The following is a 14,806-nucleotide window of genomic DNA, read 5'->3' as shown; positions in this document are numbered from 1 at the left end:
TTGATGGGGCACGGGAGCAAGTCCGAGGTTTGCGGCCATGGCCTCGGTTTCGGCCCCTATGCCGCCATTCGCCTGGCGAACAGTCTCCTGACATAGTGCTGTCGGGAGACCTCGTGCGAGCGATGGGCGCGGACGGCTTTCTTCGCTAGATCGCGGGATCGAAGCATCAGCAAAGGACAAGGCCGTGGAACAGGATCAAGTGTTCGAGCGTCTCTGGAACGGCGCCGCCGCCATGGAAGAGTGGACGGCCACCGTGTCGGGAGGGTCCGCCAGGCCGGTCGCCGACAACATCATCGCCATCCACACCGGCTATCTGTTCGGCAATGCCACCGCCATCCGCACCGACGCCGGCCTGGTGCTGGTGGATACGGGCAGCCGGGAAACCGCGAGCCAGACCCTTGCCGTGCTGCGCCAATGGGACGACAGCCCCATCCATACCGTCATCTACACGCACGGCCATATCGACCACACATGGGGCGCACGTCTGCTTGACGAGGAGGCCGACGCCAAGGGGCTGGCCCGGCCTCGCATCATCGCCCATCGCAACGTGCTCCATCGGTTCGATCGCTATGACGCCACGCAGGGGCTGAACAGCCTGGTGATGGGCCGTCAGTTCAACCAGCCGAACTATACATTCCCGCAAGGCCACCGCCGCCCCGACGAGGTCTATGACGACACGCTCTCCCTGACGATCGGCGGCGAACGCATCGAGCTGTTCCATGGGCGGGGCGAGACCGATGACGCCACCTTCGTCTGGTTGCCGGAGCGGCGCGTGCTGGCAAGCGGCGATTTCGTGATCTGGGTTTTCCCGAACGCCGGCAATCCGCGCAAGGTTCAGCGCTACGCACCCGATTGGGCAGCGGCTCTGCGCCGGATGCAGGCTCTGAAACCGGAAGTGCTCATCCCCGGCCATGGCCCCGTCGTGTCCGGGCAAGCGCGGGTGGACCAGCTTCTGGGCGATGGTGCCGAGGTGCTGGAAAGCCTGACCCGCCAGACCCTGGAGCTGATGAACAAGGGAAGCTCGCTCGACCAGATCCTGCATTCCGTCTCGGCCCCCGCCGCGCTTCTGGCAAAGCCGTATCTCAAGCCCAGATATGACGACCCGGAGTTCGTCGTGCGCGGCATCTGGCACCATTATGCCGGCTGGTTCGACGGCAACCCGGCCCATCTCAAGCCCGCACCGGAGGCCGAACTGGCGGCGGAACTCGCCGCGCTTGCCGGCGGCGCGGACAGGCTGGCCGCGCGCGCCGCGGAACTGGCTGACAATGGCCAGACCAGGCTGGCGGCTCATCTTGTCGAACTGGCCAGCTCGGCATCGCCGCTGGACCAGGAAATCCAGGCGAAGCGGGCCAGCGTCTATGAACGCTGCGCGGCAGCCGAAACGTCGCTGATCGGAAAGGCGATCTTTGCCGTCTACCAGCGTGAGGCGCAGGCGAGATCGAGCTCTATTGCCTGATCCGCCAGGGCCTTGGCACGGCCGCAACGAACTTCCGACAATGGCATATCTTCGGAGAGCGGAGCCGTTGACGGCAATCGTTATTTTGGCTCTCAAGTTGGCAAGTGATTCCGTAAGCGATGCATGGGGTAGTCGTGATCATCATCAGTGCGAGCGACAATAATTTTGTTCCAGGCCTATTTACACTTGTATATTCCGCATGGCTTCACAATCGTACGGCGAAATTATTTATAATAAGCGTCGGCATTGAATCGGATAACATAAGTTTACTTCTGAATTTTTGCAGAAAACATCATATTCCCTGCGAAATCATACGTGCACCTGACGGATTCGCGCGAGGCCTCCCGACCACCGAGCAATGGACAAGCGCGGCATACGCCAGATTTCTTATTCCCGACTTTCTCCAGAACGAGAGCAAGGCGATATATCTTGACGCGGATGCAGTTGTTGTTTCCAGCCTGGATGACCTCTGGTCGATGGATTTGGGAGATAACCTTGTTGCCGGCGTCCTGGACGGATTCATGGATCAGGGAGAGCTTGACTCCTTCGAATTGACTGCCGACGAATATATAAATTCCGGCGTCCTTGTCATGAATTTGGACGTCTGGCGTAGGGAAAATATCGCCGACAAGATGTTCCAGGAAGCACGGAGATCGAAAAAGATCACCTTTCCGGACCAGACCGTTTTGAACTCCGTAGCGCGCGGCCGCGTGCTTCTTCTTGGGAGAGAATGGAATTTCTGTTCGGGAAGATATGTTTCGTATGAACGCAAGATTCCAAAGATAATCCATTTTTCCGGCCATGGAAAACCGTGGGCGCTGAAGAACGCCCCCTTTGCCAGGATATACAATTCATACAGGATTTTATCAGGCTCAAGCGTACCTGCAGCGTATATTGATCAGAAACGCATCGCCGTCCGAAAGATGGTGGTAGGCCTTGTAGGCCTGAGGAAAAAATACTGGAGAGTGGCACTGGCATCCATGTACTATAAGTTCCTGTTCATGGATCCGCACATCCGGAAACTGAGGAAACAAGTGAAAGCTGCGCACTCAGCATAGGGCCATTCCAGGAAAAGTCTGAAACGATTTGCTGGAATTGCTCCTAGCTCCTCTGCCCGGCAAATTCCGCCCGGAACTTTTCGATCGTTTCCAGCGAGGCGACACCGCCCTGCGGCCCCTCGATGGTGACCGCGCGAGACGCCGCCGCGATGGCCAGTTCCAGCGCCTCCGGCAGGCCGAGATTTTCACCCAGCGCATAGGTCAGCGCGCCGCCAAACGTGTCGCCGGCGCCGGTCACATCGACCACGGGAACCCTGTAGCCCCGGACCTCGATACGGCGCTCCCCGTCGAACGCTTCCGCGCCGGCCGCGGCCAGCGTGCGGATGACCGTGCCGACCTCGTTCTGCCGCATCCACGCATTGATGCCGGCGAGGTCGGTGTCGCCGAAGGCGTGGCCGAAGCCGATCTGGTTCATGATCAGCACCTCCGCGCCGTGCAGGTAATCGAGATCGCCCTCGGCAAAACCGTCGACATCGAGATCGAGGATCAGTCTGCGGCCATGGCGGCGGAAATCCGCCAGCAGTTCCCTGCCCTGCAGCCCCTCGGCGCGCAGCCGTTTGGTGCGGCCAAGGCTCATATAGAGATGGCCGGGCGTGCGCAGCGAGGCCAGCGCCTCGCCGGTCAGATGCATCGGCAGGCTGGCCATCTCGATGATGAGAACGACATGCTCGCCGCCGGTCAGGAAGATCAGGTTGCGCGAATCCGCCAGCGACGGATCGTGCAACATATGGCGCGTCGAGACGCCGAGGTCGTTCATCGCCGTGCACAGTCGCGCCGACAGCGCACTGTCGTTGAGCAGCGAGATGAATTCCGTACGCCCGCCAAGCCCGGCATGCACGCTGGCCGCATTGGCGATCATGCCGCCGACATAGCTTTTCACCTCGCGAACATAGGCCTTGTCGGCGATGGCGGGCCAGCGCTCCGCGGTGAAATAGTCGTCGAGGGCGACGTCGCCGATAAAGAAGGCGGTGTGCGCCTCAGCCATGGGAGTATCCCCCGGCCGTCACATGCACCGGCCCGCCCTCGACATCGACCCAGACCGAACCGAAGCCGCAGGTCGCCATCCAGTAGTAATGCGTCGGCGCGTCGATGCCCCGGCAGGCGTCGTGCCAGGTCCCCTTGTGCATCACCACGACCGTGCCCGGCTCGATGATGAAGGCTCGGATATCCCCGGCCTTCGGCCGCGCCGCATCCGTGGGCGCGGCGACCGCCAGCACGATCGGCCTGGCCGCGCAGAACAGCGCTTCCTGCGTCTCTAAATGGCGCTCCATCTTGACGGTGTCGAACGGCCCGCCCTCGCCCAGCGTGAAGCCGAGACTGCCATTGGTTGTTAGCAGCGGTGCCGCCGTATAGACATCGGTCCAGCCGAGGCCCGACGAACGCACCAGCTTGGCCTCGCCCTCCGGCGCGCCGGGCGCCGCCATCGAATGGACGGTGCCGTAGGCGGAGAAATCCGCCTCGTGAACCGGAACGGCGCTGATGCTGATCGTCATTCCGCGGCTCCCGCTCTCGCCGCCACCGGCTGGTGGCGGACGTCGGCGACGACGCCCATCAATTCGCGCACATGCGCCTCATCGACAATGCCGATGTCGACATAGCTGTCCTTGAAGAAGCTGCCGACAATGGCGCCATCGGCGAGCGCCAGCTGTTCGGCGGCATTGGCTGATGTCAGCCCCGCGCCGATCAGCAGCGGGAAGCCGCCGCCGGTCAGCGCGCGAAAGCGCCGGACCTTGTCGAGGTCGGTCTCCTGGCCGGTGGCGTCGCTGGTGACGACGAAGGCATCGCAGCGCTGCATGCCGAGCAGCAGGTCTTCCGCTTCGCTGCGGCCGGAATTGACCGGCTGGTACTTGAAGCGCACGCCGCCCAGTAGCAGGGATTTCACGCCTTCCCGAAGCGCCGCCAGCTCGGCGGCGAAATCCGTGTCCTCGTCCGGGCGCAGATGGCCGGCGACCGAATCCATCTGGATGAAGTCGACGCGGAACTGCCGGGCGAGCTCGAAAGCCAGGTGATGGTCGCGCAACACGTTGAGCCCGACCAGCGCGCTCGGCTTGCGCGTCTCCAGCCATTCCAGCACGTGGCGGACATCGTCCTTGTCGCCAAAATAGTTTTCGACGATGAGGCCGTCGACACCGTTGGCCAGCAGGATTTCGGCTTCACGCCGCGCGATGTCGAGCCGTTCGGCCGGCGTTTCGCCGGTCAGGTGCAGCATGCCGAGAATGGGTTTGGGCGTGGTGAAAGTCTGTTCGAAGCGGGAGTCCAAGGGAATTTCCAATCAAGCTGAGATGAATTTTTGTCGATGCCCCACGGGCGGCCTCCCCCAAATCCTGACCAGCCGGGCATGATGATGCATACGAAAACAAGGACTTGAGCGCGCCGCCGGAATCTGTCTGGCAGCGGCGCGCCTGCGTAATCAAGCGCCCGGCGGCTGGCCGTTGCCGGCGCCCCACGACGTCCCGACGCGCATCTCCAGCGTCGGCGAGTAGATGACGGAGGTTCGCTCCACCAGCTCGTCGCTGCTTGAGAACACGTCGCCGGTGGCGCAGAGGAACCCAGGCACGTTGAGCCCGTCGCCGAACACTTTTGTGGTCAGCGCGGAAGGCGCCACCACCGAAAGCGTCAGTTCCGACCGGACCGGCGAGACGCCGTAATGATCGCGCAGCACCTGGTAGAGCGACTGCTTCTCGAAATCGAAGCCCTCGAGCCCGGGATAGCGCTTCAGCGACAGCCAGGACGTGTCGAGGTTGAGGAACAGTGTGACGTCCTCCACCGCGATGCCGCGCGCACGCACCAGCTTCAGCACCCGGCCATTCGCCCCGTCCTCCACTGCCTGCTCCAGCAGCGCGGTGACGGGGCGTTGTCCCCGCGCCCGCGAATAGTCGGTGAAGCCGCCAAAGTTCCAGATGCTGTTGCTGATCGGCGCGTAGCTGACGATCGTTCCCTTGCCGCGAAACTGGCGCACCAGCCCCTCGTTCACCAGCAGCGCGATGGCCTTGCGGACCGTGCTGCGGGTGATGCCATGCTCGTCGCGCAGCACGTTCTCGGAGGGGATGGCATCCCCTTCCGCGTACTCGCCCTCGAGGATCCGCAGCCGCAGGATCCGGTAGAGCTGCGTGTACAGCGGAACCGGTGCGTGCGGATCAAGAACGATCGTGTCAGCCATCAGGCGCCCCTTACCTGCCGGCGTTGACGGTGAATTCCGGCACGGCGGCGTTTTTCAAGCCATAGCGATCGAGGATCGCGACATAGCTGCCGTCAGTCTTCATGGCCTCCAGCGTTGCCTTGACCGCCCCACGCAAATCACCAGAATCCTTGGCAAAAGCAATGCCGTAATGGCCGGGCTCGAGCAGGTTGCCGATCGTGTAGAACTCGCCCGGCTTCTGCTTCTGCAGCTCGAGGATGCCCTCGAAGCCCATGATCGAGGCCTGGGCGCGGTCCTGCTTCATCTGCAGGATGTGCTCGGCCTCGGTCGGCAGCTGCAGCACGGTGAGCGGCGCGGCTTCGGTGCAGGTTTCCTTGCCGACGCGCTCGACCAGGCCGACCCAGCTGGTGCCGGTGGCGACCGCGACGGACTTGCCGCACAGATCCTTCACCGACTTGATGGTGTCCTGGTTCTTGACCATCGAATAGAGCTGGTTGCCGGTCTGGAAATAGTCGATGAAATCAAGCTGCGTCTGGCGCGCGGTGAGATCGGAGAACGCCGTCCAGATCATGTCGGCGCGGCCGGTGGTCACCGAGGTGATCAACTGCGGGAACTCGACATTCTGGAAATTCACCTTCAGCCCGAGACGGTCGGCCACTTCCTTGGCCATGTCGATGTCGGCGCCCTTGAGGTCGGTGGAGCCGGCATCGGAATATTCCATCGGCGGATAGGCAAGGCTGATGGCGATGTTCAGCGCGCCGCTGTCGCGCACCTTGGCCGGCAGCATGGCGCGCAGCTTGTCGTCGGTGCCGGCGTGGGCGGCCGATGCCAGCACGCCCAGCGAAACCATGGCGCCGGCGAGGATCCGCGAGAGGGTCGCGGCGGTGGAAGTCGTCATTTCAGGCTCCTTGTTGTGAAGATGTCGCGGAAGTTGGCGGGGGCGTTCAGGCGAGCACGCGGCTGAGGAAGCTGCGCACACGGGGGTCCTTGGGATTGGCCAGCACTTCGGCCGGCGGGCCCATTTCGCGGATCTCGCCGTCGACCATGATGGCGACGCGGTCGGCGACATCGCGGGCAAAGGCGATCTCGTGGGTGACGACGATCATCGTCGTGCCGGTGGCGGCGAGCGCCCGCATCACATCCAGCACCTCGCCGACCAGTTCGGGGTCGAGCGCCGAGGTCGGCTCGTCGAACAGCATGATCTTGGGCTTCATGGCGAGCGACCGCGCGATCGCCACGCGCTGCTTCTGGCCGCCCGAAAGCTGCGCCGGATAGGCGCCGAAATGGTCGGCGAGCCCGACGGAGGCCAAGAGCTCGCGCCCCCTCGCCTCGGCTTCAGCCTTCGGCTCCTTGCGCACGGTGACCGGGCCTTCGATGACGTTTTCCAGCGCCGTCATGTGTGGAAACAGGTTGAAGTGCTGGAACACCATGCCGATCTCGCGCTGCTGCAGGCGCAGCCGGCGCGGCGGCAGTTCGTGCAGCGTGCTGCCCTTGAGCTCGTAGCCGATGATCTCGCCGTCGACCCAGACGACGCCGTCATCGAGGTCTTCCAGATGGTTGATGCAGCGCAGCAGCGTGCTCTTGCCGCCGCCGGAAGGCCCCAGGATGCACAGCACCTCGCCATTGGCGACCTCGAAGTCGACGCCGCGCAGCACCCGGTGCGCGCCGTACTTCTTGTGGATGTTGATGGCCTTGACGATCGTGGTCATGCCTTGGACTCCTCGACGCCGCCCGACAGCGGCGTGTTGCTCCTGAACGGCATGCGGAAGGAGAATTTGGCCGGCGCGCCGGCCACGCCGCGCCCAAAGTGCTGCTCGATATAATACTGGATGATGCTGAGCACGGTGGTGCCGGCGAGGTACCAGATGCCGCAGACGAACAGCAGCTCGATGACCGCGCCATTGATGAAATAGATCTGCTGCGCCGCGTTCAGCATCTCGCCCATCGAGATGGCGGCGGCGAGCGAGGAGAATTTCAGCATGCCGATCGCCGAATTGCCCATGACAGGGATGATCAGCCGCATGGCCTGCGGCAGGATGATGCGCCGCAGCGTCTGGAAGCGCGACATGCCAATCGTCTTGGCGGCTTCCGTCTGGCCGTGGTCGACCGACGAGATGCCGCCGCGCACCACCTCGGTCATGTAGGCGCCCTCATTGATGCCGAGCCCCAGCAGCGCGGCGACGAAGGGCGTGACGACATCGACCATGCGCGCCTCGTAGAGGCCGGGAATGACCAGCCGCGGAAACACCAGCGCGATGTTGAACCAGATCAAAAGCTGCAGCATCACCGGCGTGCCCCGGAACACCCAGACATAGAGCCAGGCGACGAAGCGGGTGACCGGATTGGCCGACAGCCGCATGATGGCGAACAGCGTGCCCAGCGACACGCCGATGATCATGGCGAAGAACGAGATGAGCAGCGTGTTGCCGAAGCCGCGCACGATGACGCCTGCCGTCAGGAACTCGCCCACGATCGGCCAGTGGATCTGCCCATGCGCGAAAGCCTGCACCAGCAGGCCAAGTGCCGCGACCACGACGACAGCGCCGACCCAGCGCCCGACATGCTTCAGCCGCACGATCCTGTAGCTGCGCTGACTGAGCGCCCCGACATCGACGCGCACCGCGCCGGAGGCACGTTGGAGTGTCATCAAACTGTGTTCCCGAAGTTTGGTATTGTAGGGTTAGGTGTACAACTTGATAGAGCGGAGTTGGGGGCGGAGTCAATTGGGGTGTGGGGGATTTTGCGTGGAGGGGTGTGGAGTGGTATCGAAAAGTGGTTGTGGTACAAAACTATTATGCAGTGAGGTCGGCTATGGGCGAACCGAAACGAAGAAAGGAATCTGTTCTAAACGGGCGGTGCACATGCGGCGCGGCAAAGTCTGCTCACCTCTATTGCATCAACTGCAAGGGGGGGGCCGGGCGCGCCCGTCAATCTACAGCAGTGACGCGCACTAACGGGAGGGTCTAAACTTCCACTCGCACCACGGGATGTGCCCGGGGGAATGGAATTCCTGGTTCCTTTGCGAAACACACACGCTCGCCAAGTTTTGGTGAGAAACCGTACACACTCTGAGAATGGAAAAAAACTCGCTGTTTCGCATCGGATCGGATGATCCCATGGGCGTGGTTATATTTCCATTCCTCAACGACACCATACTCCCTCTTAGCCTCCGAAAAACACAGGTTTTCACAGGCCTTCACAATATCGGTCGCGGTAGGTCTCCGAGAGGGATCGACTACCAGACATCTCTCAACAAGCGACTGGAGTTCCTTTGCAAGTGGCGCAAACTGAACCTTATTCGTCATGAAGCCTGGCCACTCCGCCCGCTGACCCATTCTGATATTCGCAGGGACGTCGAGGTGGAGCAAGGGAGTTTGGCGCTTTGACAGGGCCGACTCGCGGCCGGCCCAGCTTCGCCAGCCGGTAGCCGCCGCGGGTCCGTTACTTCTGCTCGGATGACCAGGGGAAGTTCACATAGCGGTCGCGCGTATCGTAGCAGATGTTTCCATACATCTTGAGGTAGGTGTTTCGGCGCACGGGGTCGGCAAAAACGGGCGCGGGATTGGCCAGGTCCGCCTCGTATTGGGCCATGTTGCTGCTGGTGAGCGCGATGGGCAGTATGTCCATGGCCTGCGGCACGCTCTTGCCTTCGAGCCAGTCGGCCGCGAACTGCCCCATGGCGTAGCCGAAGACGGGGGATGACAGGGATATGCTCGCCTTGTAGGGGCTGTCGCCTTTCTTGATCTCGGCTACCGCCTCAGGCTCACCGTCAATGCCGCCAAGGAACTGGTCCGGCCGGTCCTTTCCGGCGGCGCGCAGGGCCTGCAGCGCGCCCAGCACGACCGCATCGCCACCCAGCACCACGTCGACCCTGGGGTTTGCCAGAAGAATCGTCTTCATGGTCTCGAAGCCGCCTTCCTTGGTCACCGGCCTGGGTGCGATGTCGGCCACGATCGTCACGCCGGGAATGGCATTGAGGCCGTCACGCATGGCTTCGAAGCGAGGCGCCAGGAACTCCATCGTGTCCTGCGTCAGCAGAACCACATTGGCTTTGCCCCCAAGCCTGGCGTTTATGTGGGCGATCGCCGCGTCCGCCAGCACCTTGCCCGTCGCGTATTGTGGCGCGTTGAGCAGCAGCGTGGCCGGCGGCGGAACAATGGTGCCGACGAATGCCCCCGACCAGATCGTTTGCTGAAGCGAGTGGCTGACCGCCGCGGGATCGGATGATGTGGCGACCAGACCACCAACCTTGCCCGCGAGAAACGATTGTATCTGTTCGACAGCCTTGGCCACATCGTTTTGCGCCAGGACCCTGCGATACTCCAACCCACGATCCCTGGCGGCCATGGCCAGGCCGTGATCGACCCCCTGCAGGAAGTCGCGATCGTTTTCCTGAACGTAGCCCAGCACCTTGTTAAGTCCTGGCGGCGGCGAGCATGCCGGGGCGTTGGGGTCGAAGGCGGGAAACACGGTCCGCTGCGTGATGCCTGGCGCGCCTTCCTGCGCGCCCACGCGGTCAAGCCCGCCGAGCGTCAAGGTCACCAGCAAAAGCAGGAACCGCAACGCCGTCGGCCAGCCGCCCTCAGTCTTCTTTCGATCGAAAGGCATCGAAAGTCCTCCCCTTCTTGATGCCGACGATAGAGCAGGCAGCGGCGTCCGCCGCAAGCGACTGATTCAGATCGAAGCGCTCCGCCGGGGCTTGGTCGAAAACACGAGACGGGCAGCGGTGCCGGGGTGACGTTGCTGATAGTCCATGTTCGCGCCAAGGCTCACGCACATGGCGTTGACGATCCGGCTGCCGACACCCGTGCCCTTGGCGGGCGCACCTTCGGCGCGGCCAACGCCGTCATCCTCGACGACCAGTTCCGCCTGTTCGTCGGCCAGTTTTTCCAGACGCACGCGAATCTCTCCGACCGCGTCGGGATAGGCATATTTGAATGCATTGGTGACGAGTTCGGTGATGACAACGCCAAGGTTGATGCTGGTATCGGTTTCCAAGTCTACCGGATCGATGCTGTAGGACAGGCTGACACCGTGAACCTGGCTGCGCAGCGAGGTGCGCAAATGGTCGAGCAGCCCGCTCAGATACTCGTCGAGGGCGACCGAGCGCACACCCCCCGCACCATAGAGCCGCTTATGAACGAGCGAGATTGCAAAGATACGGTCCTGCGTTTCAGCCAGGGCATCCTTGGCGCCTTGGTCACTCAGCGCCTTTGATTGCAGTTTCACAAGCGACGAGACAAGAGCGAGACTGTTCGCGACCCTGTGGTTTACCTCGGACAACAGCACTTCGGCCCGGTCACGCGCCTGGGCCAGATCGGCGGTGCGCGTGGCAACGCGCCGTTCAAGGTCCCGGTTGAGTGCGTTGACCTCGTCACGTGTGCCCCGAAGCTCCCTGGTATAACGGGACACGCCATAAGCCGCGCCGCTTACCACCGCGACAATGACAAGCGCGCCGATCGCGGAAACGAGCCGCAGCAATCCCGTGTTGGCTCGTTGTTCGGCAACGCCGGATGTCAACCGCTCGTCCGCGCTTCCGATGATGCCCGCGAAGAAAACATTGGCTTCGTCGGTCAGGGCCTTGCCGTTGTTGGTGCGAAAGATAGCCAGGACTTCCTCGTCGCGCTGGCTGCGCTTGAGATCGATTGTCCGGTCCATTTCGTCGAATTTGCTGGCAATGATCGCGGACAGGCGCTGCAGCTTTATGTCCGGACTCGAAGACGCAGGCAGGAGCGTCTCCAGGGCCAGCAGATGACGTTGCGCCTGTGTCTTGGCGGATTGGAACGGCGCGAGATAGATCTCGTTGCCGGTGATGATGAAGCCGCGCTGGCTGGCCTCGGCGGTCTGCATGGCATTTCTAAGCTCGACAGCCGCGATGCGGGTGTCGCGTGCCGCGATCGCGTCGTCGAAATAGGATTGCGCGCTCGCCCAGCCAGAAGTTCATGGCGACGATAGCCGTCAGAGCGAAGAATCCGATCAGCAAGGCGGCGGAAGTGAATCGGACGATGTAACGACTGGACATGGGCATTGGGTACTCCTGCCCGATTTCCGCCCAACACGCCATCATGTAGTGAGCGCTAATAATCCCTGATCCTCCAGTGTGTTGAACCGCCTCCGCCCAGGGCGCGACAACCAAAGCCGGGACAGGCCCGCGCCGCCCCGAGACGATTAGGCGCCCGGGATGATTTCACCCCGGGAGATTGCGCGCCGTGCGCATGAAAATCCTTGAGCCGATCGGGATCAAATCGTCAGGAAAATCATGGTCGCGATCGTGCAGTGCCGCTCGCCCTAGCCGCGTCACGATGGTCCGGCGAGCCCGAATGGGCGGCATGACGCCGCCTGAGGGGCACCAGCTTGCGTAGCCTGCTGCTAGCTAAAATTGTAATAGTGATCATCGCGGTGTTTTCAGAAAATCTGCTCTAAGCTGCAACTGAACAACAAGCCTGAGGCGATAATGTCAGCGATATTCAACAAGAACGTTTTTCTATTGGTAAGCCTCGGGATACTGATAGTCGTCGGCTTCTGGATGTGGACCGCCCCAAAGCAGCCGACACTCCCGACTTTTGGCGGCAGTGTCGCAAATTCGCTCAACGATGGCATCGCGCGCTACGGTGCGGAGGGCTTTCGCGAAAAGAACGAGCAGGAATTTCGCGACGCTTTCGCGAGGTTTCAAGCCGGCGGGCCCAAAGCGCCGGCGGAGCCAAAGGCTGAATAGAGCCAGCTAAACCCCTTCGGCCTTACTTTGAACGGTCGCCCGACCGCGGCGAAGCGCGGCCGGCCTCCAGGCATGCTTTCGGTGCTCAATTGGCGGTCTTCACAGCCGCATTGGAATGATCTCACCCCAGCAGATTGCGCGCCGTGCGCATGAAGATTTTTGAACCGATCGGGATCAGATCGTCGGGAAAGTCGTAGTCCGGATTGTGCAAGGCAGGGTGGCGCTCGCCCGCACCCAGGAAGAACATCGCCGACGAAGCGCTGTGGCCGAACAGGCCGAAATCCTCCGAAGCGCGCATCGGCAGGTCTTCTTCGCCCTGCGACACGCCCTCTTCATCGAGAGCCCGCCGCAGATGCTCCACCGCATCCGGCGCGTTGACGCTGGCGACGAAGACCTCGTGATAGTCCCAGCGGGCGGAAAGGCCATGCTGGCCGGCGATCTTCGTGACCAGCGCCTCGGCAGCGGCGCACAGGTTTGCCATGCGCTCGTCGCGGCGGGTGCGCAGCGTCGCCCAGACCTCCGCATGACCCGGCGCGATGCCGAACACGGCTTCGCCCATCGCGGCATGGGTGACGGTGACCATGCTGAACTCGTCCTCGGCGAAGGTGCCGCGCCCAAGCGCGGGCAGTTGCGGCATCAGCTGGCTGATCGCCAGCATCGGCGACACGCCGGTCTCGGGCATCGACGAATGCGCGGTCTTGCCCTCCAGCGTAATGCGCATGCCGCGCGAGGCACAATTGACCACGCCGGGCTTGAGCCTGACCTCGCCCAGGGGCACGCCGGGCAGGTTGTGCAGCGAGAAGGCGAAATCCGGCGCGATCTCGCCGAAGCGGGGATCGGCGACGACGCCGGCAGCACCATTGCCGGTTTCTTCCGCCGGCTGGAACATCAGCACGACGCGGCCGCGCGCTGGCCTCTCGCGCCCCAGCTGGCGGCCAAGCGACGCCAGGATCGCGGTATGCCCGTCATGGCCGCACATATGCGATTTGCCCGGCACCAGCGATGAATGCGGCGCGCCTGAAAGCTCTTCAATCGGCAGCGCATCGAGTTCCGAACGAAACAGCACCGTCGGTCCCGCCTTGCCGCTATCGTAGATCGCCGCAACGCCGTGGCCGCCCAATCCGGTCAGCACCTTGTCCGGCCCGGTGTCGGCGAGGAAATCGACGACCTCGCGGGCGGTCTTCTCCTCCTCGTTCGAGATTTCCGGATTCTGGTGCAGCCTGCGCCGCCACGCCGTCAACTCGACAATATCGCTGTTGGTAAGGGTCAATTCGTCCGTCTCCGTTTGAGCCGTATTCTCCGCAAAAGCAGCCATTGCTCCAGCACCTTCCCGGCTCTCATCGATGATCCACGAATTCGGCCCGCCCGTCCCGGCCCATCTGGCAGGCCCGCCGCGGGACGGCATATGGTAGGACGGACATCAGCGGCTAGGGAGGTTCGACATGGAAGACCGGGAGATACGAGCGGCACTCGATCGCCACTGGGCTGCCTCCGATGTCGATGACTTCGAGGCGGAGCACGAGATTTATCGAGAGGACGCGGTGCTCGACTATCCGCAATCGGGCGAGCGCATCCGCGGGCGCGGCAACATCCAGAAATCCCGTGCCGCGCAGCCGAACCGCAAGCGCTTCACCGTGCGGCGCATCGTCGGCGCTGGCGACCTCTGGGTCACCGAATATGTGCTCAGCTATGACGGGCGGCCTTCCTACACGGTGAGCATCATGGAATTCCTCGATGGCAAGGTGATCAGCGAGACCCAGTATTTCGGCGATCCGTTCGAACCGGGGCCGTCGCGCGCGCAATGGGTCGAGCGGATACCGTGAACAGTCAAAAGGACGATCATCCGCCGATCGCCCGCGCCGAGCTGCCGGATGATACCGCCGCACTCGCCCGCTATCTCATCGGCAAGCTGGTGATCCGGCAATTGCCCGAAGGCATGGTCAGCGGCCGCATTGTCGAGACAGAAGCCTATGTCGTTGGCGACGCCGCCGGGCACGGTTTTCGAGGCATGACGCTGCGCAACCGTTCGCTGTTTCTCGAGCGCGGCCACGCCTATGTCTATCGCGCCTATGGCGTATCCTGGATGCTGAATGTCTCCAGCGAAGCGGCGGGGACCGGAACCGGCGTGCTGATCCGGGCGCTCGCGCCGCTCGAAGGCATCCCGATCATGCAACTCAATCGCGGCAATGAGCGCCTGCGCGACCTGACGCGAGGACCGGGACGGCTGGCCATGGCGCTGCGGATCGACCGTTCGCTGGACGGCCTCGATCTTTGCCGGCAAGGGCCGCTATGGCTCGCGCACGATGACCGGGAACACGGCGAGATCGGCCAGAGCATCAGGATCGGCATTTCGAAAGACGCGGACCGCCCCCTGCGGTTTTATCTCCGGGGCAGCCCGTTCGTCAGCGGTCCGGCATCGCTCAGGGAATGAGAACTGG

The 14,806-nt window shown here is 62.8% G+C and carries 15 protein-coding genes; 5 read left to right on the top strand and 10 right to left on the bottom strand.

Going from position 1 to position 14,806, the window contains the following annotated elements; all coding sequences use genetic code 11:
* The first annotated feature begins 184 nt into the window (after positions 1–184).
* Positions 185–1,456 carry an alkyl sulfatase dimerization domain-containing protein gene (locus tag LGH82_RS30725; RefSeq protein WP_227346270.1) on the top strand — a complete coding sequence of 424 codons (1,272 nt, stop codon included), beginning with the start codon at positions 185–187 and terminating at the stop codon, positions 1,454–1,456.
* A gap of 134 nt (positions 1,457–1,590) precedes the next feature.
* Positions 1,591–2,514 (top strand): glycosyltransferase family 8 protein, encoded by a 924-nt coding sequence (locus LGH82_RS30720; RefSeq protein WP_227346269.1) that lies wholly within the window; start codon positions 1,591–1,593, stop codon positions 2,512–2,514.
* Between the two features lie 43 nt (positions 2,515–2,557).
* Here the strand turns inward: LGH82_RS30720 and LGH82_RS30715 are convergent, their stop codons facing one another.
* From LGH82_RS30715 to LGH82_RS30675, 9 genes are all read right to left on the bottom strand, one after another.
* A complete protein-coding gene (locus tag LGH82_RS30715) occupies positions 2,558–3,499 on the bottom strand; it encodes a carbohydrate kinase family protein (protein ID WP_227346268.1) in 942 nt (313 codons plus the stop codon).
* Positions 3,492–4,007, bottom strand: coding sequence for an ureidoglycolate lyase (locus tag LGH82_RS30710; RefSeq protein WP_227346267.1), 516 nt, complete (start codon positions 4,005–4,007; stop codon positions 3,492–3,494). Before LGH82_RS30710 ends, LGH82_RS30715 begins: the two co-directional genes overlap by 8 nt.
* Entirely contained in the window at positions 4,004–4,774 is a 771-nt protein-coding gene (locus LGH82_RS30705) for a BtpA/SgcQ family protein (RefSeq protein ID WP_227346266.1), read from the bottom strand. Before LGH82_RS30705 ends, LGH82_RS30710 begins: the two co-directional genes overlap by 4 nt.
* A gap of 150 nt (positions 4,775–4,924) precedes the next feature.
* A complete protein-coding gene (locus LGH82_RS30700) occupies positions 4,925–5,674 on the bottom strand; it encodes a GntR family transcriptional regulator (RefSeq protein WP_227346265.1) in 750 nt (249 codons plus the stop codon).
* A gap of 10 nt (positions 5,675–5,684) precedes the next feature.
* The gene (locus LGH82_RS30695) at positions 5,685–6,551 is read right to left on the bottom strand and encodes an ABC transporter substrate-binding protein (RefSeq protein ID WP_227346264.1); all 867 of its coding nucleotides are present in this window, start codon (positions 6,549–6,551) and stop codon (positions 5,685–5,687) included.
* A 46-nt stretch (positions 6,552–6,597) separates the two neighbouring features.
* Complete coding sequence (locus LGH82_RS30690) at positions 6,598–7,362, bottom strand: amino acid ABC transporter ATP-binding protein (protein WP_227346263.1); 765 nt, start codon at positions 7,360–7,362, stop codon at positions 6,598–6,600.
* Entirely contained in the window at positions 7,359–8,300 is a 942-nt protein-coding gene (locus LGH82_RS30685) for an amino acid ABC transporter permease (protein ID WP_227346262.1), read from the bottom strand. Before LGH82_RS30685 ends, LGH82_RS30690 begins: the two co-directional genes overlap by 4 nt.
* A 794-nt stretch (positions 8,301–9,094) precedes the next feature.
* Complete coding sequence (locus tag LGH82_RS30680) at positions 9,095–10,261, bottom strand: sugar ABC transporter substrate-binding protein (RefSeq protein ID WP_227346261.1); 1,167 nt, start codon at positions 10,259–10,261, stop codon at positions 9,095–9,097.
* 66 nt (positions 10,262–10,327) lie between these two features.
* Entirely contained in the window at positions 10,328–11,530 is a 1,203-nt protein-coding gene (locus LGH82_RS30675) for a sensor histidine kinase (RefSeq protein ID WP_227349733.1), read from the bottom strand.
* 577 nt (positions 11,531–12,107) lie between these two features.
* On the opposite strand from LGH82_RS30675, the gene LGH82_RS30670 reads away from it, so the two are divergent.
* Positions 12,108–12,368: a hypothetical protein gene (locus tag LGH82_RS30670; RefSeq protein ID WP_227346260.1), complete on the top strand. Its 261-nt coding sequence runs from the start codon at positions 12,108–12,110 to the stop codon at positions 12,366–12,368.
* A gap of 121 nt (positions 12,369–12,489) precedes the next feature.
* Here the strand turns inward: LGH82_RS30670 and LGH82_RS30665 are convergent, their stop codons facing one another.
* Positions 12,490–13,638 carry an amidohydrolase gene (locus tag LGH82_RS30665; protein WP_227346259.1) on the bottom strand — a complete coding sequence of 383 codons (1,149 nt, stop codon included), beginning with the start codon at positions 13,636–13,638 and terminating at the stop codon, positions 12,490–12,492.
* A gap of 172 nt (positions 13,639–13,810) precedes the next feature.
* Here LGH82_RS30665 and LGH82_RS30660 point away from each other — a divergent pair, with 172 nt between their 5' ends.
* Together LGH82_RS30660 and LGH82_RS30655 are read left to right on the top strand one after the other, a co-directional pair.
* Entirely contained in the window at positions 13,811–14,191 is a 381-nt protein-coding gene (locus LGH82_RS30660) for a nuclear transport factor 2 family protein (RefSeq protein ID WP_227346258.1), read from the top strand.
* The gene (locus LGH82_RS30655; protein ID WP_227346257.1) at positions 14,170–14,799 is read left to right on the top strand and encodes a DNA-3-methyladenine glycosylase; all 630 of its coding nucleotides are present in this window, start codon (positions 14,170–14,172) and stop codon (positions 14,797–14,799) included. Before LGH82_RS30660 ends, LGH82_RS30655 begins: the two co-directional genes overlap by 22 nt.
* The last annotated feature ends 7 nt before the right edge of the window (positions 14,800–14,806 follow it).

The organism is Mesorhizobium sp. PAMC28654, from assembly GCF_020616515.1.
Taxonomy (GTDB): domain Bacteria; phylum Pseudomonadota; class Alphaproteobacteria; order Rhizobiales; family Rhizobiaceae; genus Mesorhizobium.
The sequence above is the reverse complement of the archived record's forward strand: the minus strand, read 5'-3'. Positions and strand labels throughout refer to the sequence as shown.

Bases quoted from the DNA above. Each gene is read 5' to 3' on its own strand.
- LGH82_RS30700 (WP_227346265.1), bottom strand. From the start codon at position 5,674: ATGGCTGACACGATCGTTCTTGATCCGCACGCACCGGTTCCGCTGTAC.
- LGH82_RS30715 (WP_227346268.1), bottom strand. From the start codon at position 3,499: ATGGCTGAGGCGCACACCGCCTTCTTTATCGGCGACGTCGCCCTCGAC.
- LGH82_RS30670 (WP_227346260.1), top strand. From the start codon at position 12,108: ATGTCAGCGATATTCAACAAGAACGTTTTTCTATTGGTAAGCCTCGGG.
- LGH82_RS30695 (WP_227346264.1), bottom strand. From the start codon at position 6,551: ATGACGACTTCCACCGCCGCGACCCTCTCGCGGATCCTCGCCGGCGCC.
- LGH82_RS30655 (WP_227346257.1), top strand. From the start codon at position 14,170: ATGGGTCGAGCGGATACCGTGAACAGTCAAAAGGACGATCATCCGCCG.
- LGH82_RS30660 (WP_227346258.1), top strand. From the start codon at position 13,811: ATGGAAGACCGGGAGATACGAGCGGCACTCGATCGCCACTGGGCTGCC.
- LGH82_RS30690 (WP_227346263.1), bottom strand. From the start codon at position 7,362: ATGACCACGATCGTCAAGGCCATCAACATCCACAAGAAGTACGGCGCG.
- LGH82_RS30710 (WP_227346267.1), bottom strand. From the start codon at position 4,007: ATGACGATCAGCATCAGCGCCGTTCCGGTTCACGAGGCGGATTTCTCC.
- LGH82_RS30685 (WP_227346262.1), bottom strand. From the start codon at position 8,300: ATGACACTCCAACGTGCCTCCGGCGCGGTGCGCGTCGATGTCGGGGCG.
- LGH82_RS30680 (WP_227346261.1), bottom strand. From the start codon at position 10,261: ATGCCTTTCGATCGAAAGAAGACTGAGGGCGGCTGGCCGACGGCGTTG.